The organism is Paenibacillus borealis, assembly GCF_000758665.1.
Lineage (GTDB): Bacteria > Bacillota > Bacilli > Paenibacillales > Paenibacillaceae > Paenibacillus_AQ > Paenibacillus_AQ borealis.
Window position 1 is genome coordinate 5,791,745 of record NZ_CP009285.1, and the last position, 20,158, is coordinate 5,811,902.

A 20,158-nucleotide genomic window follows, 5' to 3' on the forward strand; every position below is an offset into this window, starting at 1 on the left:
GCATAGTGGTTATAAAAATACCCGGCAGACTGCGAAAAGCTGCAACTGCCAGGCGCATTACTGTTCTAGCCTTTAATCCCCGATGCTGCAACTCCTTGTACGAAGTATTTCTGCAGGGCCAGGAATACAATCACTACCGGAATAATGGAAACTACACTTGCTGCCATGATCAGCCCGTACTCCGCAGAATACTGCGAGATGAACATGCGCAGACCGATCTGAATGGTCTTAAGCTTCGTGTCCGTCAGATAAATCATCGGCCCCAGGAAGTCATTCCAGGTGGCGACGAAGGTGAAGATGGTGAGTGTGGACAAAGCCGGCTTGGACAGCGGCAGCATGATTCTTGCCCAGATGCCGTATTCACTGAGCCCGTCGATCCGGGCTGCTTCACATAATTCATCAGGTACTCCCTGATAGAATTGGCGCATCATGAACACACCGAATGCCGAGAACGCCTGCAGCAGAATGATCGCCAGGTGGGTATTGTTCAGTCCCATGTAACGCATCAGGATGAACTGCGGCACCATGTAAGCCTGCCAAGGGATCGCAATCGTTGCGATATATCCCAGGAAGATAAAGTTCTTGCCCCGGAAATGCAGCTTCGAGAAGGCATAGGCCGCAAAGCTTGAAGTCAGCAATTGCAGAATTGTTACGATAATTGATAATTTCGCGGTGTTAAAAATGAAACGCCCCAATGGAATCCGCGTCCAGATATCCGTGAAATTCTCCCAGCGGGGGTTCGCCGGAATCCACTGCATCGGGAAGGAGAAGACATCCTTGTTAAGCTTAAGCGAGGAGGACAGCATCCATATATACGGAACCAGCATCGCCAGCACGGTCGCAAACAACAAAATATACACAAGAACCATAAGGCTGATTCTAAGTCCTTTACTTTTTCCAACCATATCTTTTGAATCCTCCTATTGTCCGTATTTCTTCTCGCCGCGGAACTGGACGATGGTGATGCCAAGTACCAGCAGAAAGAGTACAATCGCCATTGCGCTGGCATATCCGTAATCAAGTGAACGGAATGCCGTATTGTAGATTTGATAGACCATAACCCTCGTAGAGTCGTTGAGCTGGTTATCGGCGCCGGCAAATAGGTTGATAAAGATATCGTAGACCTTGAACGAGTTAATGACCAGAATCATCAGAACAAAGAAGGTTGTCGGTGCCAGCTGAGGCACGGTCACGTTGCGGAATCTTCTCCACGGGCCTGCGCCGTCCAGCTCAGCGGCCTCGTACAGCTCAGGGTTAATTCCCTGGAGTCCTGCCAGATAGATGACCATGTAATAACCCATATTTTTCCACACTGTGAAAAGAACTACGGTAAACATGGCCCACTGCTTATCTGCCGCCCAGCGGGGAAGATCCTCCAGCGGGATACCGGTAATGGTATGCAGAATGTTGTTGATCGGACCCATGGTAGGACTGAAGATGAAGTTCCATACCGCCGCAACGGCTACCAGGGAGGCTACATACGGGAAGAAGAACACGGTTCTCATGAAATTACGGCCCATAATCTTCTGATTCAGCAGAATCGCCAGCGCCAGTGCCACAATCATGGTCAGCGGCACGACTCCGATGGTGTAGACAACGGTGTTCCACAAGGCTTTGTGGAAGGTTGAGTCTTTGATCAGCCGGGTGAAATTGTCCAGCCCGATAAACTTCATCGGATTGGCCCCGTCCCATTTCACAAATGCAAGGATAAAGGCAAAAATCATGGGTACCAGTGTAAACAGGGCAAATCCGATAAAGTTCGGCGCAATGAAGCTGTAGGCAATCAGGTTATCTTTAACCCCTCTTGACATACGTCTTTTTGGGCTCTTATTTGTATGCAATATGGTTTCGTTCTGCATTGTTTCTCCTCCAAACCTTATATAACATCCCCGCAAAGTATGAATTACTGCGATGCCTGTTCAGGTACTTTGCGGGAACCCCAAAGCTGTCCTTTGTCATATAGAGGGCGGGCCTTCGCCCGCCCTTATATCCACCACCCTTTTTTTCAAGGCGGTTAATTGTTCAAGAGCTCTCCTACACGTTTATTCATATCCTTCAGGCCTTCATCAATCGTAGCGTTCTTCGTCATGATGTTATCATGTGCTTCATTCAGAATAACTTCGATGTCTGCACTCTTTTCATGCATAGGCATTTCAAGATAGGTCTGAACCGTATTCAAGGCAGCCTTGCTGTTCTCGTCTGTAGGGAAACCGTCGATGGAAGTGATGGAATTGATAACTTCATCATTCTTGATCGCCGGGATCGTTCCGGTAGAAGCAATAACCTTCGCGCCTTCTTCGCCAGTTACGAAGTTCATGAAGTCAAGTGCTGCCTCTTTGTGCTTGGATTTCTGGTTTACAGCCAGGGAAGTAATGGTTCCCAGGGTTGTACCGGCTTCCACACCGTCAGGGTGAGGGTATTTCACAATGCCCCATTCAGTCGATTGGGATTCGCCGCTCTTCACTTTCTCGATCTGGGTGGCAATGAACCAGCTGCCCATGTTCATCATGGCAACGGAGTTGTTGTAGAATACGCCGGAATAATGCGTGCTGGAAGTCTTCAGTGTAGCGTAATCCATTACGATACCGTCTTCCTGCTCTTTCAGAATCCGCTCATAGGTAGGCTTCAGGAAGTCATAGTTGCCGCCAACAACCGTGTTCTTGCCGTCAAGGATACCGAACAGCTGAACCGCGCTCCGCCAAGTGTGGTAGTGGGCACCGTATACTTTCTCGGAACCGCTGCCGGAGGTCATTTTGCGGGCCAGCTCATCATATTGGTCGAAGGTCATATCGTTGCTTGGATACTCTACGCCTGCTTTGTCGAACAAAGCTTTGTTGTAATAGACCACCCAGAAGTCACTGCGGAAAGGAAGCGCATACACCTCATCGTTAACTTCAATCTGCTCCACAGTACCGCCATATACGGAAGGATCAATGGAATTCGCGCTCATGTAGCTCTTAAGCGGCTCCAGGTGATTCTGCTTCACCAGGTTCGAGTAGCCGGGAATATCTTTAATGGTAAGAACGTCCAGGTCTGCACCGCCGGAGAGCTGTGTGCTCAGCATGGTCATATAGTCCGTGGAACCAAGGTCGACATATTCGATCGTTACATTCGGATGTGCAGCTTTATAGGCATCAATCAGCGGTTTGTAGTAAGCGGTGGCTTCCCAGTCCCACAGTGCCCATTTCAGAGTCACCGGCTCCTGGCTCGGTTCAGCGGAAGCGTTTGCAGCGTTACCCGCCGCAGGTGCGGTAGTTGCAGCAGCTTCATTATTGGCGTTGTTCCCGGAACATCCGGCCAGCATGCTCACGGAGAGCGCGGTGGCAAGGGTCATGCCATAGAATCTTTTTAAGTTCATTTAAATATCCCCTTTTCCTTCTTATGGTCTATCAGTGACCGGTCGATCCGGCCTTAGTTCAAAGTGTAAGCCTTTTCAAGCGGGATTGGGATGCAATATCAAACACAGATCATTCACTTTTCTGTGCTCTTCGCCCCCCCGTCCGGTTTAAACCTGTAATATCCTATCCGAAACATGTAAAATTCTCAGCTTCTACTCCTTGCCCTGTATTGAAACGCAGGAATATGATAAGGTAGATGAAAACGCTTAATATGTTTTCACAATGGACAAAGGAGTGTTCACGACGGTAAGAAAATCTACTATTAAAAGCCGCATCATTCTGCTCATGGCCGTCTTCGCACTGCTGATCGCGTCGCTGCTGTCTTTTTTCAGCTATGAATTGATTACTTATTATCAGCGTAAAACAACCATCCAGGCGACCGAGTTCAATCTGCAGCTGGTTTCCCATATTATTGAACAGGATCTGATTAATCTATCTGCCCTGGCCATGACCTGCAGTACCAACTCGTCCACCAATATCCTGATCACGAACTATTTCGCGTCCAAGAACCCCAGCTCCAAGGAAGCTGTGAATGTCTTCAACTCGATGCAGCAGGAATTCCTGAATAACCGCTCGAACAGCTATGCACGCCGCCTGATTGTTACGGATAACAACGGAAAGTTCCTGCAGGTGGATAACACTGGCACCTCCGTTCCCCTTACCATACACAATATCGGTCATATCGCCGGCCTTAATGCAGTTGCTGAGGAGCAGTGGGATCAGGTAATCAAGGACCCGCTCTCCAACACGAATGGAATCCCGTTTGTGTTTCCGATTTACGGCAAAGGGGCTGTACGGGTTGGAACGGTATATATGTTAGCCAATACCTCTGTTATAACCGACAAGCTGAAGGGATACTCTCTGCCTAAAAATTCCCGGCTGCTGCTGACGCTCGGCAATCATCATTATCAGCTCACCGGTGATCAGGTCACTGCCATTACAGAACCTTATGAACCGGTGGCCTATACCAATGACAAGCCTGTCGGCCCGCAGACCGAGCTGTCTATGGTGAAGCTTACGGATGATAAAGAAAGCCATATTGTGGTATCTTATCCCGTACGCAGCGGAGTCATTCTGTCCCAGACTTTATCGAATGACCAGTTCGCGCCTAAGGCAAATATATGGATTCTGGTCATGATCGGCGTCGTCCTCCTGGTCATTGTCTTAAGCGCTATCATTACACTGTATTTGACCCGTACCATCAGTCTTCCGGTAGAGAAGCTCAAGAAGCGCATCGATAAGATTGCCCAGGGCAATTTCCTGATTGACCGCAATATTGAGTGGAAAAGCGAGCTCGGCGACGTCGGACGCGGTATCAACCGCCTGTCCCAGGACATCGTGGCCCTCATGGACAGCCGGCTCGCCGACGAGAAACAGAAGCAGGAGCTGGAATACCGGATGCTGCAGAGTCAGATCAATCCGCATTTCTTGTATAACACCCTGAATTCGATCAAATGGATGGCCACGATCCAGAATGCTACAGGTATTGCGGAGATGACGACTTCACTGTCCAGACTGCTCCGCAGCATCGCCAAGGATAACCGGCGGCTGATGCCGCTGAAGGATGAGCTGAGCCTGCTGGATGACTATTTCCTGATTCAGAAATACCGCTATGGCAGCACGGTCACCATGGTCAAGGAAATTGAGAATGAAGAGCTGCTCACCGGCCTGATTCCGCGGTTCACCCTGCAGCCGCTGGTGGAGAACGCGATCTTCCATGGCATTGAGCCCAAGGGCAGAGGCGATATTGTCATCACGGTGTCCAAAAGCGGATTCGCCGATATCCTGGTCACCATCGAAGACAATGGTGTCGGCATGAAAGAAGAGCAAATCTCCACGATCCTATCCGTTCCTGAGGACGAATCCAAGGGAATGCTGGAGAATGTCGGACTGCGCAGCGTAAATGAACGCCTGCAGCTGGCTTTTGGCGGGAATTACGGCTTGTCTATTGAGAGTGAACTTGGACAATATACCATCATGAAGCTGCTGCTGCCCTTCCTGCAGAGGGAGTAGCCAAGATAACCCCACAAAGTGGGGCTTTAGCTTCGATGTTTACTCAGGTACTTTGCGGGGACCCCAAAACTCCACCCCACAACATAGCAAACTTAGCAAGGATGTGATGAACTTGATCAAATTATTAATCGCTGATGACGAGGCTCTGGTCTGTATCGGCCTGCAGTCCATGCTGAAATGGGAGCAGTTCAATATTGAAATTGTCGGCATCGCCCACAACGGCGCCCAGGAGGAAGAGATGATCGACACGCTCCGTCCGGACATCGTAATCAGCGATATCAAAATGCCGATTAAGAGCGGCCTCGAGGTAGCCGGCTCGGTACGCAAGAAGTACGGCCGGCTGCCGCTCTTCATTATGCTGACCAGCTATGAAGAATTTCAATACGCCCGCGGCGCGATTGAAGTGCAGGCCACGGATTATCTGGTGAAGCTGGAGCTGACCCCGGAGGCACTGTCCGAATCCATCCGCAGAGCGATTGGCATACTTGAGACTTACCAGGCGATGGAGAGCTACCCGAAGCTGGTCCACCGCGGGAATATCCAGGCCCAGCGCGATAAATTCTTCATCCGCCTGTTCAACAACCTGTTCGAGAACAAGAACCAGTACCTCCTGCAGAAAGAGGATCTGGACCTGGATTTGCCAGGGGCTGCCTATCTGGTCTGCACCTGCCGTATTCTGGGCCCGGATACGGTTCCGCCGCGCGGGGATAAGCTGGTCGCCTTATGCTCCAGCACTGTACAGATGGCTAAGGATACGCTCTCTTCCGTCAGCCCCTGTTATGTAACCAGTCTTGATCTGCGCAATTTCGCTGTGGCCCTGCCTGTCCCGGAGACGGATCCGCGGCTCTGGATGCCGGACATCCAGAAGCTGCTTGGGGACATGGCCTCCGTGCTGCACAACTATTTCAATGTGACGATCATCGGGGCCATCGGCTTCGCCGTCGAAGATCCTTATCTGCTGCGGGAGAGCTATCTTGCCGCCCGGAAGGCGCTTCCGGCTGCGGTTAAAGAGCGCTCCTTCGTCTTCTTCACCGAGGGCGAGGCGCTGGCGCAGGAGCATCTGCTGTTCGATTTCTCCGAATCACGTTCGGAGATCCGCCGGGCTTTTGAAGAGATGGATACCCGGGCCTTATACACCATTATCTCCAGAATGATCGAAATCTTCGACGGCCGGTCCGACCTGCTGGTTCCCGCCACCGATGCCGCCTGCAACATCCTGTATATGGCCACTTCCCTGCTGGCGGACGGGGAGAACATTGTAGAACAGATATTTGAGAATGAACCGGAGGGCTACCGGGCCATTTATCAGATGCATACTATAGAAGAGATCGCCGGCTGGCTGATCCAGTTCCGCGACGGTTGCTCGGACATTCTCTCCACCCGCAGACAGAGCTATAAGGAGCAGGTTGTGAAGAATGTCCAGGAATATATCAAAAGAAATCTCGGCAGCAAGCTCTCGCTCAATCAGGTGGCGGATGTATTCAATTTCAGTCCCAACTATCTGAGCCATCTGTTCTCCAAGGTCGCCAAGGTGAACTATGTAGAGTATATCACAGAGATCAAAATCACCGCCGCCAAGGAAATGATGGTCCGCGGGGAAGGCCGCATCTACGAGATCTCGCAGAAGCTCGGTTACGAGAGCGCCTTTTACTTCAGTAAGGTGTTCAAGAAGGTCACCGGGCTCTCCCCCCGGGACTACATGCAGCAGATCGAATCAGGTACGGAGGATGTGCGGAGTCAATGAGGGAACGCGGCTGATGAGGATGATTGAGTTAGAGGATATGGAAGTGGACATGAGTCCGCATGGCCTGCCGAATGGCGGTATTCAGGCAAATAACGACTCTCCAGTCCTCAAGAAATCTGCCGATATATGAGAAGTGCCCCTAAGCAGCCAATACACGGCAGCTTGGGGCACTTTTTTTATAATACAATTATCAACCCTTCACCGCAGACCCTACGGTCATGGCACGCTCCACCTGCTCACTCAGCAGCAGATAGACCAGCACCATCGGAATCGAGGCAATGGTCATCACTGCCCCCATCGCCCCCCAGTCGGTACTGTAAGAGCCCTGGAAGAAGAGCAGACCAAGCGGCAGTGTCTTCATATTCTCGTCTGAGATCAGAATATATGCCAAAGTGAATTCATTCCAGTTATTGAGGAACTGGAAGATGGCAATCGTAGCGATGGCCGGCAGGGCCAGCGGCAGGATAACCCGGCCGAACAGGCGGTAGATGCTCGCGCCGTCAATGCAGGCTGCCTCTTCAATTTCCCGGGGAATGCTCACCAGGAAACCATAGAATACCATCGTGGAGAATGGAAGGCCGATAGCAATGTAGGGGATGATGAGCGCGCCGAAGGTGTTGGTCAGATGGAAGTCGCGGACCAGAATTGCCAGCGGAATCATGATTACCTGCAACGGCATGAACATCCCGACAATCATATACGTCCGGACAGCCGAGCGGAACTTCCACTGCATCCGCGCCACGGCGAAGGCGAACATTAGCGCCAGAAGAAGAATGCACAGCGTAGAAATAGTAGATACGACAAAGCTGTTCATGAAATACCGCGGAATATTGAACTGCGTCCAGGCATTCACATAATTCTCGAATCGGAAGTGCGTCGGGAAGCCGAACGGATTGGTCACGAAGATTTCGTCATTATTTTTCAGCGAGTATGAGATCATCCAGAACAGCGGATAAATGGATACGATAAAATACAGCCATAGCGGTATTTGCAGCAGGATTTGGCCGATGGACCGGAATGCAGTTTTTGAATTCATGTCGTTCTCCTTTCCCTTACGCGTTCTGTCCACGGTCGAATACCTTGTTAATGACAAGCGTAGCCACAAGCGAGATCATCACAAGCAGAACCGATACTGCGCAGGCATATCCATAATTGCTCTCCATAAAGGCATAACGGTAAATCATGAAGGTCAACGTATAGTTGGTGGTCCCCGGACCCCCGTTGGTCATAATGAGCATCTGCACGAATGCGCCGATCCCGGAGGTGATGGCAATCGTGAAGCAGAATTTGAAAGTCTCGCGCATCAGCGGCAGCGTTACATGGAAGTGGGCCCGCCACTTGCCGCAGCCGTCAATCGTAGCAGCCTCGAAGTAATCCTCCGGCACAGCCTTAACTCCGGCATACAGCAGCGAGAATTGATACCCCATGAACTGCCAGGCATTTACAAAAGCAATAGCAATAATAGACTGTGTCGGTGAGCTAAGCCAGTTCTGGCGGTAAGGAATGTGCAGCAGCTCGAACAGCTTGTTCACCAGGCCATTCGTCGGATCGTACATCGCAATCCACAGCTGGCAGACTACCGTAACGGAGAGCACTACAGGGATGAAATACGCCGTCTTCAGCAGCTTGCGTCCGCGGATCTGCGGATTGGCACAGACGAGCGCCAGAATTGTACCGAGACCGATCTGGAATACGGCCAGCACAATGGCAAACAGCAGCCCGTTCTTCAGCGAAGTGGATAACAGCGGATCGCTGAACAGCTCACGGTAATTAGCCAGACCCGTGAAGGTAGCTGTACTTAGCCCATCCCAGTCGTAGAAGCTCCGCAGGACCGTCTGCAGGACCGGATAGATCAGGATGACACTGTATAACAACAGGGCAGGGAGCAGAAACAGCGCCAGCGCCGGTTTGTTTCCCAAGTATTTATTCATGCGGTTCTTCCCCTCCTTGTTTCATTACAGCCGGGCTCCGGGGCAAAAGGCCACAGGGTCCGGCAGGTTACACTCTACTTATTTTCCTTCTCCAGCGTACGGTTCAAGTTCTCTGTGAACTTATCTGTAGTGAAGCCGTCCACCAGCATGTTCTGTGCATTGTCATTGATCGCATTCTGAATTTGTGTATTGCTCAGCAGCTTAGCGTATTCCTTGGCGTTAGGCAGCAGTTCATTGGCAACCCGCTGCATCATAACAGGTACGTCTGAAGCGATCGGCTTGTCGGTTTTTGGTGAAATTATCGGGCTGCCCAGCTGCGTATATTTATACTCGGCTGATTTCGCTGCCAGGAATGCTGCTACCTTAACTGCCGTTTCTTTGTTGGCACTAGCCGGAGATACGGCATAACCCTGCGGTGCCCCTGCACCATCGATATAATATTTGGACGCTTCATAAGTCGCTTCGTCCTTGGCCGGCCAATACATCCAGTCTACCTGGTCGCCGAGCTTCTCCGCTGCGCTGTAGATTTCCCATTGGCCGTTAACGAACATCGCGGACTTGCCTTGATAGAACTGCGAGGAAGCCTGATCATAGTTCGTGTTCGTAGCGTTGGCGTCGAAGAGTTTAGCCTGCTGAAGCTGTTCCAGCTGCTCTGCTGCGGTAACGAACGGCTGCGGCAGCTCTGTCATTCCCTGTTCACCCAGTGCGCCGAAGCCCTGAGACTCTTCACGGGTCACGAGACCGTTATAGAAGGCGGCGCTGATCCACTTTTCCTTGGCGAAAATCGACATGGGCACATACCCTGCTGCGTTTAATTTCACAGCAGCAGCTGCCAGCTCATCAATCGTCTTGATCGGTGTGGCAATACCAACCTTATCGAAGATGGTTTTGTTATAGTAGATCAGCTGGAACTCGATGCCGGTATCAGGATAGGCGTATACATGTCCGTCCGGTGCAACCAGGCGCGATTCTACACCCGGATTAAGATTTTTCTTGTACTCCGCAGTAGTCTCATAGTCATCCAGAAGCTCTACATTTTTCGATTTGGCAAAGGTCTGCAGGGTGGCCCAGTCTGTGAAATATATATCCGGCATGTTCCCTGTAGCGGCATAAGTTTTAAGCTTCTGATAACCATCCTGCACCGCAGGATCAAGCTCAATCTCCACCTCAGGCATTTCCTTCTTCAGCTCTTCCACCGCATAATCGAAAGGCCCCTTGGTATCATCGTCAAAATGCTGGGCGTATACCTTTATTTTGACTGTACCGCCCTCTGCCGCTGTGTCCGCAGCCGGAGTGTTGTCTGAAGCGGTGTTGCCGCCGCAGGCAGACAGCAGGAGTGTCATGGAAAGCGTTATCATTAGTGCGCTTAAACGTTTGTGCTGAATGATCATAGTGTGGATCCCCCTCATGCGAGTATGTTGTCTTAAGACTATTATCTGCTTGCTACTTTCACATTATAGCCTCCGGGAGACGCTGATCTTAAGGCATAAAACGGGCCTTACCCGTAAAAAACGGGACAAAACAGAAACAGCTTTACCTCTTACTTTAAGGCCGGTGCTGTTTCTGCGGGAGTGTAATTGCTCATTATCTTATACACGATAGAGTAAGATCATAATTCCTAACAAGTGATGCGAAGCATATCCATTCTCATATTATAGAAAAAGCGGCCCCCTGCCGGGAACCGCCAATCCCGCTCAACCGGAACCTCCGGCTAAACGGATATGAAACACCCTGCCGCCGTACTCCGCAGCTTCCGGGGCATAATTATTTTTTGACCAGCTGCTCGTATTCCGTCGGTGTCACACCGAAACGCTTTTTGAAGCTTTTGCTGAAATAATTGGGATCTGCGTATCCGACACTCTCCGAAATATCAGCCAGCTTACGGTTGCCTTCCAGCAGCAGTACCCGTGCTCTCTTCATCCGGATATGGGTAATATGGTCGACAATCGAATAACCGGACTCCTTGCGGAAGACACGGCGCAGATAGCTGGAATCCACATATACGCCGCCTGCCACCTGTTCGGCCGACAGATTCTCGTCCGCGTAATGCTGTTCAATATAGCTGATCGCTGCGGCGAACAGGCTCGATGCCTTGGTCGGCTTCACATCCTCCGTCAGTTGAATCACCCTGCGGTACAGGCCGATAAGCCATTCCTCAGCCTTATCCCAGGAGCCGCATTCCTTCAGCCTGTCATACGGTGCCTTATCCTCATCGTTATTCCATACCCTGTGAAAAGGAAATCCGCGTTCACCAGCGAAGGTTAACACAAGTGAGAGCAGCCCCATCATCATCGCATCAGGATATTCGTCCCCCCACTTGCTGCCGCGGAGCTGGCGGATGGCCTTGCGCACCTCCTCAAGGATATCACCGTCCCTCATCCGCAGTCCCAGCACAATGGCATCACGGATGGAGCTGAGATCTGCCGCCTCTTGTCCGGACTGGACCGCCGCCGTACCGCTTCCTTCCGCCGCCAATTCTCCGGCATCCCGGTCGGTGGACAGGCGGGGCAGCTTCGTCCGGACACGGGTCAGCATCTCCAGCATTTCCTCTTCGTTGAACGGCTTCAGCAGATAATCCTGCACGCCCGTCCGCACCGCCTTCTGCAAATATTCAAATTCGTTATGTCCCGAAACAAATACAATGACAATCCGCTCGAAGCGGTCCTTCAGCTTGCCCGCCAGCTCAATGCCGTCCATAAACGGCATATTAATATCGACAAGCGCCAGATGGGGCTGATGCTTCTCCGCTTCAAGCAGCGCTTCCTGGCCGTCCCTCGCTTCACAGCATACGCGGAACCCGTGCCGCTGCCAGTCCATCTTAAGCCGCAGATAATCGCGGAACAGCGGCTCGTCATCAACAATCATCACCTTGTACATCCTGCTCATCCCTCTTTTCATTTGCAAGCATTGGCAGTGACAGCTCTACTACAGTGCCTTCACCGGCAGCGCTTCGGACCGTCAAGCCGTATTCCTCACCGAAATACAGGCTGAGCCGCTGGCGGACACTGTACGTTCCGATCGACCGGGCCTCGTCCTCCCGTGAACTCCCGGACATGATGGCTGCGATTCGTTCCCCGTCCATGCCGACCCCGTTATCCGTCACTTGAACAATGACCTTGCCTGCTGAAATACCGGCCCCGATGCGGATAAAGCCCTTGCTCCCTTTCTTCTTCAAACCATGATATATCGCGTTCTCCACAAGCGGCTGCAGCGACAGCTTCGGAATTGGTGTACCGGACAGCTCAGGCGGAATATCGATCTCATAGCGGAACACATCGGGGTAACGGATCTGCATAATCGCTAGATAATCATCCGTAATCCGCGCTTCCTTCTCCAGAATGATAAGCTCCCTGCCTTTGTTAAGCACCATCCGGTAGAAATCCGCCAGCGCCTTGGTCGTATCCCGCGCTTCCTCATTGCGGTCCAGCTCGTTCAGGACATATATGGTATCCAGCGTGTTATACAGAAAATGCGGTTTGATCTGTGCGCTGATCAGGGCAAGTTCATATTCCCGCTTCCGGTTCTGTTCCTCTGTCACCTCGTCCAGCAATTCACCTACCCGGCCGACCATGAAATTGAACGCCTCGGCAATCGTACCAATCTCGTCCTCCGTTCTCGCTGCCGCAACAGGACGAAGATCACCGCTCACCACCTGGCGCATTGCCCGCGTCAGTCTCTCCAGGGGGCTTGCAACCATCCGTGACAGAAAATTTGCCCCGAACAGGGAAAAGATCAGACACAAGGCTCCGACCAGCGCTGTCAGCCTGACATTCTGCTGTACATCCGCTGTCAGCAGCTTAAGCGAGACCACATTGATCAGCTCCCAGTCCATCCGCCCGTAATGGCTGACCGTAACCAGATTACCATTGTCCCTGTACGAAAAACTGGCCGCGTCCGGCGGACGGCTGTCTTCTTCGATTTCAGCTGCCATCGCCGGCTCTACCGGCTGCAGCAGGCTGCTCTTGTCCGCCGCCGCTACGACCCTCTCTTGTCCGTCTATGAAATAATAAGCCTTCGGTGCCGCGGGATCGCTGGACTGGAGGAATGCCGACAGCTGTTCCTCTTTTACCATCAGAAACAGGGTACCTAGGGGCTCGCCGCTATCAATATTGATGACCATCTTTCCCAGCGTGAGTACAGGTACGGCCGGATCAGGCGTCAGGTAGCTGCGTTTGTCCATATCGAACCAATGCGAAATTCCGTAGCTGTCCGATGCCTTAACCCGCTCCAGCATTCCGCTTGACGCAATGCCTCCCTCATCCCCGCCGGAAGTATAAGAAGGATATACCGTTCCGTCCGTGCCGACGAATACGGCTGCATCCACCTCCCGGAAGATCGACAGGTCTGTGGATAGACGGCTCTGCATCAGATTGGCAAAACGCACCTTATCCAGCGGCATTGCCTGATCGCCCGGATAAGACTCGTAGAGGCGGTTGATGTTGGTGACCATAATATTGGACGCAGTCTCTGCACTGCGGAGGATATAGTCCGTGCGGGAAAGAATCAGCTGGGATTCATCAGCCACATTGCGAGTAGTCCGGTCAATCAGGGAACGGCTGAATAAATGGCTGGACAGTACGCCCAGAATAAGCAGAGACAGGATAAGCAGCGGCAGGAATATCGCAATTACCTTGCTTTTGAAGCGGAGCCGGCCAAACCATTTTCTGATGAATGTTGTGTATTCCAAGCTCGTTCTCCTCCACCCTCAAATGAATATCCAACATGGTATCACAATCACAGCAGGTTTAGAAGCCGTAAGATTCAGCTATAGCTCCGGGTTGTAAGCGCCTCTAAAAAGCCACTTGAAAGAAAAGCAAACAGGTGGTAGGATAAAAGCGAAGTTTTAGTAAATATATTAACTAAAAAGGCGTGAAGCAGCTTGGCAACGATTAAAGACATCGCCCGTGAGGCCGGCGTATCCGCCGCCACCGTATCGAGAGTGCTAAATAATGACCTGTCCCTGGCTGTCAGTGACGATACGCGGACCCGTGTGTTTGCGGTCGCAGAGCGGCTTGGCTACAAGCCCTCCCGGTTAAGACAGCTGAAGCGGGAGACCGAGCTGAGCAGCAAGGCTATTTCGCTTCTGCTCTGGTGTTCAGCGGAAGAAGAGCGGGATGATCCGTACTACGGCTCGATCCGCCGCGGTGTTGAGCTGCGCTGCGAGGAGCTGGGGATTGTGCTCGGCCAGACGCTGCGCGGACGTAACCCGCTGCCCCCGCTCCGGGCAGACGATGGCCTTATCGTCGTAGGCGGCTTCGACCCTAAGGAATTCGAAAGGCTGCATGCCGACAAGAGCACGACGGTGCTGGTCGACCAGTACGTGGAACGTCTGGAGTATGACTCCGTACGGACGCATTTCCGTCAGGCTGTCGATCAGGCACTTAGCCATCTGCTTGCCCTTGGCCACCGTGATATTGCCTTCATCGGCGGCGGAGGCGAGGGCGAACGCCGGGTGCATCATTTCAGCCGGATGATGCAGAACCAAGGCTGCTACGATGCCGGACTGGTGCGCACTGGCGGCTGGAGCAGCGCCGACGGTTACCGGATGATGGACGAGCTGCTGGCAGGTGCCACGCGGCCGACGGCCTGCTTCGCGGCCAGTGACCCGCTGGCGGTCGGCGCCCTCCGCGCCCTGCACGACCACGGCGTGAAGGTGCCTGCAGAGATGGCTATCGTTGGCTTCGATGATATCGAGATGGCCGCTTACGTCCAGCCCCCGCTGACAACGGTTCGCGCCTATCCCGAGCAGATGGGCAAAGCGGCCGTCCAGCTGCTCGCCGAGCGGTTCGAAGGTCGCGAAGCGCCTTCGCATACGATTATCGGCACGAAGCTGATCGTCAGGGAGACCAGCGGCGGAATGCCTGAATAAACGCAGGCTGCATCTATGCAAGCAGAAATTATATGTTACAGCTGCAATGACGGACCGGAGCACCGGACCACATCACATCCGACAAGGAGCGTTATGAATATGAACATTTATGCAGATGAAACGCTAGGCCTGTTCCACCTTCAATCCAAAGATACCAGCTATATCATTCAACTGGTAGACGGATATCCCGCCCATGTATACTGGGGCGCACAGCTCCGTCATGACAACAGCCTGACCGGGGCGCTTGAGCTGCGCGAGCGTGCTTCCTTCTCCCCAACCCCGCTGCTGTCCAAACCTACCCTCTCTCTGGATGCCCTTCCCCAGGAGTATCCGCAGTATGGAACAAGTGATTTCCGGCGTCCTGCCTATCAGGTTCAGCTGACGGACGGCACACGCATCACTGAACTCAAATATGCCGGCTACACGATTACAGCGGGCAAGCCAGCCCTTGAAGGACTGCCTGCCGTCTATGCGGAGAATGAAGCGGAAGCCCAGACACTGGAGCTTACCCTGAAGGATGATTACGCCGGTCTGACCGTTAAGCTGGTGTATACCGTCTTCGCTGGTCATAGCGCGATTACACGCTCCGTACGTTTTGAACATAACGGTGAGGCTCCGCTGCGGCTTGAACAAGCCCTCAGCGCATCCGTTGATTTCGCGGATTCCGCCTACGATACACTACACCTGAGCGGTGCATGGGCCAGAGAGCGCCATGTTCAGCGCCGTCCGCTGACTCCGGGCGCAGCCCTGTCGCTGGAGAGCCGCCGCGGTTCAAGCAGCCATCAGACCAATCCGTTTCTTGCCCTGCTCCGCCCCGGCGCTAATGAAGATCAGGGTGATGTATACGGCTTCAGCCTCGTCTACAGCGGCAGCTTCGCCGCCACTGCAGAGGTTGAGCAGTTCGGGCAGACCCGTGTAAGCATCGGGATTAATCCGTTTGATTTCTCCTGGCTGCTGGAGCCGGGCCAATCCTTCCAGACGCCGGAGGCTGTGCTCGTCTATTCCAGTGAAGGAATCGGCGGTATGTCACGCACCTATCACCGGCTGTACCGGACCCGGCTGTGCCGCGGCGTTCACCGCGACCAGGCCCGTCCGATTCTCGTCAATAACTGGGAAGCAACCTATTTCAATTTCGATGCGGACAAAATCGCAGCGATCGCCAAGGAAGCAGGTCCTCTCGGTATTGAACTGTTCGTACTCGATGACGGCTGGTTCGGCAAGCGTGACAAAGATAACAGCTCGCTGGGCGACTGGTTCGAAGACCGCCGCAAGCTGCCTGAAGGTCTGGCCGATCTGGCTGGCCGCGTCAATAACGAAGGCCTGCAATTCGGACTATGGGTAGAACCGGAAATGGTCTCTCCGGACAGCGATCTGTACCGGAAGCATCCGGACTGGTGTCTGCATGCCGAAGGACGCCGCCGTACCGAAGCCCGCAACCAGCTCATCCTGGATCTCTCGCGTCCTGAAGTATGCGACTATCTGTATGAGACATTAAGTGCTGTCTTCTCCAGCGCACCGATTACTTATGTCAAATGGGATATGAACCGTAATATGACCGAGATTGCCTCCGCGACAGCCAGCCCGGAGCGGCAACAAGAAACCGCCCACCGCTATATGCTCGGCCTGTACAACCTGCTGGAGCGCCTGACCTCGCGCTTCCCTGATATCCTGTTCGAGAGTTGCTCGGGCGGCGGCGGCCGGTTCGATCCGGGAATGCTGTTCTATATGCCGCAGACCTGGACCAGTGATGATACCGATGCGCTTGAACGCCTGGCCATTCAATACGGCACAAGTATCGTATATCCGGCCAGCAGTATGGGTGCTCACGTATCAGCGGTTCCGAACCATCAGGTAGACCGCATTACCTCCCTTGCCACCCGCGGGGATGTAGCGATGAGCGGCAATTTCGGCTATGAGCTGGATCTTACCAAGTTCACCGGTGCCGAGAAGGATCTGGCTGCCCGGCAGATTGCCCAGTACAAGGAAATCCGCACGCTGGTGCAGCAGGGCGATATGTATCGCCTGCAGAGTCCGTTTGAGGGTAACGGCGACACCGCCTGGATGTTCGTCAGCGAAGATAAAACGGAAGCCTTCGTAGCCTATTTCCGGGTGCTTGCCATACCGAACGCACCAATCTCGCGCCTTACGCTCAAAGGGCTCAATCCGGAGCTGGATTATGTGATTGAGACTGGCGCAGCCGGTGTTACCGCAAATGGCCACGGCGGCGGAGAAGCCGCTGTACCTGCTGATGGGCAGAGCTCCGCTCCGTTCCAGACAGCATTTGACGGCGTACCTCACGGCGGCGACCGCCTGATGCGTATCGGCCTGGTTGTTTCCGACCTGCGTGGCGATTACGCGAGCTGCACCTATCGCCTGAGAGCTGTACAGCGTTAATCCTTAAATATTGAGAAGGCTTCAGTCTCCCCGGGGGACTGAAGCCTTTTTGTTATATGGATCGGCGAGGCTATAAATCAAATAAAAATAGCTAATACTTCATTGAAAGGTTAGGCTGCCGTTGCGGTTGCGGTTGCGGTTGCGGTTGCGGTTGCTGCCGTTACTGTTGCGGTAAATTCCTGCTTAAGCGGCTGCTTTTAAAATCCTGCACCAAATACAACAATTCCCTCGCGATCACGGCCATAATCTGAAACTGTTGTACAAACTGCAACATTTCTGCTCCCTCAGACGGCTCAGCCGGATAATTCCTGCATTTCGTACAACAATCTGCCTGAACAGCCGGATATTTGTGAACCAATGTTGTAATTTGTACAACTGTTTCGGTTAAATAAAGTTGGAATCTATGTCGAAAAAAGTGTGATATCTAATGTTGGCAATTATGATCGAACAACTTTTAATATCCATAAAAAAAGACCGTCGATTGCTACGATGGTCTTACACATTCATCATTTAAACTTCACATGAGTTCAGAACTCTGGGGTGATTATCCAACAAATTTATCCTTCATGAGGCATATAAAATTTTCAATGTGATAATGTTGCATATCATGAAGAACCTCTGGAAGGTATTTAATTCTAAGATAGGGGTAAATGAAATCCTCTTTAAAAAACGAAATTCTTTCATCGTTCGGATTGAGATTCACTAATCTTCTTGCCCCTTCTTATGCACCACAATGTAAATAAATCACTTCAGGATATAAATTGAAATAAGCACCCAAGTGTAACGCAGTTCATATACGGATAATGGCCCCGAGCCTTTTACTTTAGGCGATATTAAATTCTAATGTTGATATTTGACCATAAGAAACAGCTTTGGTGAAAAGGCTGTTTCTTAAGCTATCGTAATCCGTTAAATTAATAACTTTAATTGAACTCTAATTCTTATGCTTATTATGATTAGGCTATATCAAAATGTAATCTTCCGTCTTTTCCACTTATGTAAGGTTGACGTTCTTTTATGTGTGCGTATTCTGGATATCTGCTCTTTAGGTTGCGAAGCATACAGATATTTACAGGGTGAATCGTTTTATCGTATTCGCTATTCATGATTGCACTCTTTGTTGTCAGCCATGGCATTATCTCACCTGTATATTTTTAATCTCTGATTCAGCAATTTCAAATGGTTGTTCAGAAAGGCAGAGCCAGAAATACCATTTTGCAAACCATGGGCATTTTCTGTCTCCAACATGACAGTTATAATTATCAATTCTGCCTTTTATCCAATCTGTATCTTCAGGAGATACCGTTGCAAGATAGCATAATACAACAAGCGATGTATCAAAGCACTCTCCCACTCCGTCATCACAGTTACCAAAGCATGTGGTTTTCAAGCGTATAGAAGTTTTATCTACTATTTCTTTTACATTAGGGCTATTTGGTGCAAGAAGGTAAAGTAAGCTGATAATTTCAAGCTCATACATATTAGCGGAGAATATATGAGTTTTTTGGTGTTTGATTATAAATAGTTTTGAGCTTTACTCCATCGTTATATGGTGGAATAAAGAAAATCGGATACATCTGCCGCCCATAACCGTCAATATTATTAGTAAACTTGACAGCCTTATAGAAACTCATTGCCTGTTCTAGTTTAGTTAGTACCAAAAATTTTGTATTCGTGTCGGTAACAGTAACCAGGCACGATTTGACCGCCGGTTATCCACTTTCGGCGGATATACATCTACATCGATATTTCAATTTACATGTATAAACTCCTTTTATAGTCACTTGGAGATCTATTGTTATGCTATTTCCCCCTAAATCCACTTCGATTCTCTTGAATAAAATCGGTATTATCTGAGAGATATACACCTAATACAAAAATGATGAGTTAGGTCTTTATAACGTAAAAAACCTACCGAATTGAAAGGTAGGCTCTTTATAATGATTCAAAATTATTCAGTAAAGTTGATGTATATGGAAGCACCATTGGCAGTTTTACTCCAAGTAACCTTTGCGCCAATTGCTTCAGAAATAAATCTTAAATTCACAAAGAAAATATTACTATCAGGTTCTAGAGAAGGAGCCTGAGTTAATGCTACTTTACTTCCGTTCACATACGCCTCATACGAATTATTCGTTAACTGAATTTTATCATCCCCTTCGGTCGCAGTAACCGTTTTGGTCGTGTTATCCCATTCTACAGTCATTCCATAAGCCTCGAATATAGGCCGCATGGGAACAAGCGTTGTCCCAAGAGTTGTAACATTAGCGTAGATATCCAATTTCTCATTATTGATAAAAACACTTGGATGTTCTCTGGAAGATTTCACACTAGTTATACTACCACTAGGATCTTTAGAAGCAAAAACACTATTTACTCCAACACTCATCAAAAAAATTACAAAAATAAGATATATGTTCAATGATTTTTTCATACTAACCTCCTTTTTAATAATAACAGACAATGGATAAATAAATAATCCATCGTCTGTTATCATACCTAATATCGGCCTCTGTTTACAACAATTGTAATCGAAGTGCTGCTATTCACAGTTACAATAGAATGATCATTCTGCGCGCCTGATAATGCGCCACTAGCAAGTGGTGTACCATTGACTACCAAACTAGAAAAGGTGGTTCTGTTTTTCCCCGAATCATCACCACTAACAACGGTTGATAAAAGCTTCCATCTACTGATGGAAGGAATATTATGACTACCATCTGATTCTATAATTGTAATAAGATGCGAATCGAGCAACTCGGTTCCTCCCAATGTAGGAGAAATTGCCCAGCCATCAAATAGTAAAAAT

Annotated in this window: 15 protein-coding genes; 4 read left to right on the forward strand and 11 right to left on the reverse strand. The window is 50.7% G+C overall.

All coding sequences use genetic code 11. The annotated features are described in order from the left end of the window. Nucleotides 1-65 precede the first annotated feature (65 nt). The 3 genes from PBOR_RS24780 to PBOR_RS24790 all read right to left on the reverse strand — a co-directional run bounded on the left by PBOR_RS24780 (nt 66) and on the right by PBOR_RS24790 (nt 3,358). Nucleotides 66-905, reverse strand: coding sequence for a carbohydrate ABC transporter permease (locus PBOR_RS24780; RefSeq protein WP_081970085.1), 840 nt, complete (start codon nt 903-905; stop codon nt 66-68). 15 nt (nt 906-920) lie between these two features. Continuing rightward, nucleotides 921-1,811 (reverse strand): carbohydrate ABC transporter permease, encoded by an 891-nt coding sequence (locus PBOR_RS24785; protein WP_245647897.1) that lies wholly within the window; start codon nt 1,809-1,811, stop codon nt 921-923. 203 nt (nt 1,812-2,014) lie between these two features. Continuing rightward, nucleotides 2,015-3,358 carry an ABC transporter substrate-binding protein gene (locus PBOR_RS24790; RefSeq protein ID WP_042216303.1) on the reverse strand — a complete coding sequence of 448 codons (1,344 nt, stop codon included), beginning with the start codon at nt 3,356-3,358 and terminating at the stop codon, nt 2,015-2,017. 262 nt (nt 3,359-3,620) lie between these two features. On the opposite strand from PBOR_RS24790, the gene PBOR_RS24795 reads away from it, so the two are divergent. Together PBOR_RS24795 and PBOR_RS24800 are read left to right on the forward strand one after the other, a co-directional pair. Further along, a complete protein-coding gene (locus PBOR_RS24795; RefSeq protein ID WP_042216305.1) occupies nt 3,621-5,411 on the forward strand; it encodes a sensor histidine kinase in 1,791 nt (596 codons plus the stop codon). A gap of 112 nt (nt 5,412-5,523) precedes the next feature. Beyond that, nucleotides 5,524-7,155 (forward strand): helix-turn-helix domain-containing protein, encoded by a 1,632-nt coding sequence (locus PBOR_RS24800; protein WP_042216307.1) that lies wholly within the window; start codon nt 5,524-5,526, stop codon nt 7,153-7,155. A gap of 190 nt (nt 7,156-7,345) precedes the next feature. On the opposite strand, the gene PBOR_RS24805 is transcribed toward PBOR_RS24800, so the two are convergent. The 5 genes from PBOR_RS24805 to PBOR_RS24825 all read right to left on the reverse strand — a co-directional run bounded on the left by PBOR_RS24805 (nt 7,346) and on the right by PBOR_RS24825 (nt 13,773). Next, entirely contained in the window at nt 7,346-8,191 is an 846-nt protein-coding gene (locus tag PBOR_RS24805) for a carbohydrate ABC transporter permease (protein WP_042216309.1), read from the reverse strand. Nucleotides 8,192-8,207: 16 nt separating this feature from the next. Beyond that, nucleotides 8,208-9,086: a carbohydrate ABC transporter permease gene (locus PBOR_RS24810; protein WP_042216311.1), complete on the reverse strand. Its 879-nt coding sequence runs from the start codon at nt 9,084-9,086 to the stop codon at nt 8,208-8,210. A gap of 74 nt (nt 9,087-9,160) precedes the next feature. Beyond that, nucleotides 9,161-10,477, reverse strand: coding sequence for an ABC transporter substrate-binding protein (locus PBOR_RS24815; RefSeq protein WP_042216314.1), 1,317 nt, complete (start codon nt 10,475-10,477; stop codon nt 9,161-9,163). A 373-nt stretch (nt 10,478-10,850) separates the two neighbouring features. Beyond that, nucleotides 10,851-11,963: a response regulator transcription factor gene (locus PBOR_RS24820; protein ID WP_042216316.1), complete on the reverse strand. Its 1,113-nt coding sequence runs from the start codon at nt 11,961-11,963 to the stop codon at nt 10,851-10,853. Further along, complete coding sequence (locus PBOR_RS24825) at nt 11,941-13,773, reverse strand: sensor histidine kinase (RefSeq protein ID WP_042216318.1); 1,833 nt, start codon at nt 13,771-13,773, stop codon at nt 11,941-11,943. Before PBOR_RS24825 ends, PBOR_RS24820 begins: the two co-directional genes overlap by 23 nt. A 192-nt stretch (nt 13,774-13,965) precedes the next feature. Here PBOR_RS24825 and PBOR_RS24830 point away from each other — a divergent pair, with 192 nt between their 5' ends. Both PBOR_RS24830 and PBOR_RS24835 read left to right on the forward strand, forming a co-directional pair. Next, nucleotides 13,966-14,955, forward strand: coding sequence for a LacI family DNA-binding transcriptional regulator (locus PBOR_RS24830; RefSeq protein WP_042216320.1), 990 nt, complete (start codon nt 13,966-13,968; stop codon nt 14,953-14,955). A 99-nt stretch (nt 14,956-15,054) separates the two neighbouring features. Further along, nucleotides 15,055-17,349, forward strand: a complete 2,295-nt coding sequence (locus tag PBOR_RS24835) for an alpha-galactosidase (RefSeq protein WP_042216322.1) — start codon at nt 15,055-15,057, stop codon at nt 17,347-17,349. A 1,135-nt stretch (nt 17,350-18,484) separates the two neighbouring features. Here the strand turns inward: PBOR_RS24835 and PBOR_RS37110 are convergent. The 3 genes from PBOR_RS37110 to PBOR_RS38650 all read right to left on the reverse strand — a co-directional run bounded on the left by PBOR_RS37110 (nt 18,485) and on the right by PBOR_RS38650 (nt 20,121). Then, a complete protein-coding gene (locus PBOR_RS37110; RefSeq protein WP_157764122.1) occupies nt 18,485-18,829 on the reverse strand; it encodes a hypothetical protein in 345 nt (114 codons plus the stop codon). Between the two features lie 471 nt (nt 18,830-19,300). Further along, nucleotides 19,301-19,783 (reverse strand): copper amine oxidase N-terminal domain-containing protein, encoded by a 483-nt coding sequence (locus PBOR_RS35695; protein WP_052429631.1) that lies wholly within the window; start codon nt 19,781-19,783, stop codon nt 19,301-19,303. A 65-nt stretch (nt 19,784-19,848) separates the two neighbouring features. After that, nucleotides 19,849-20,121 carry a hypothetical protein gene (locus PBOR_RS38650; protein WP_425415504.1) on the reverse strand — a complete coding sequence of 91 codons (273 nt, stop codon included), beginning with the start codon at nt 20,119-20,121 and terminating at the stop codon, nt 19,849-19,851. Nucleotides 20,122-20,158: the final 37 nt, after the last annotated feature.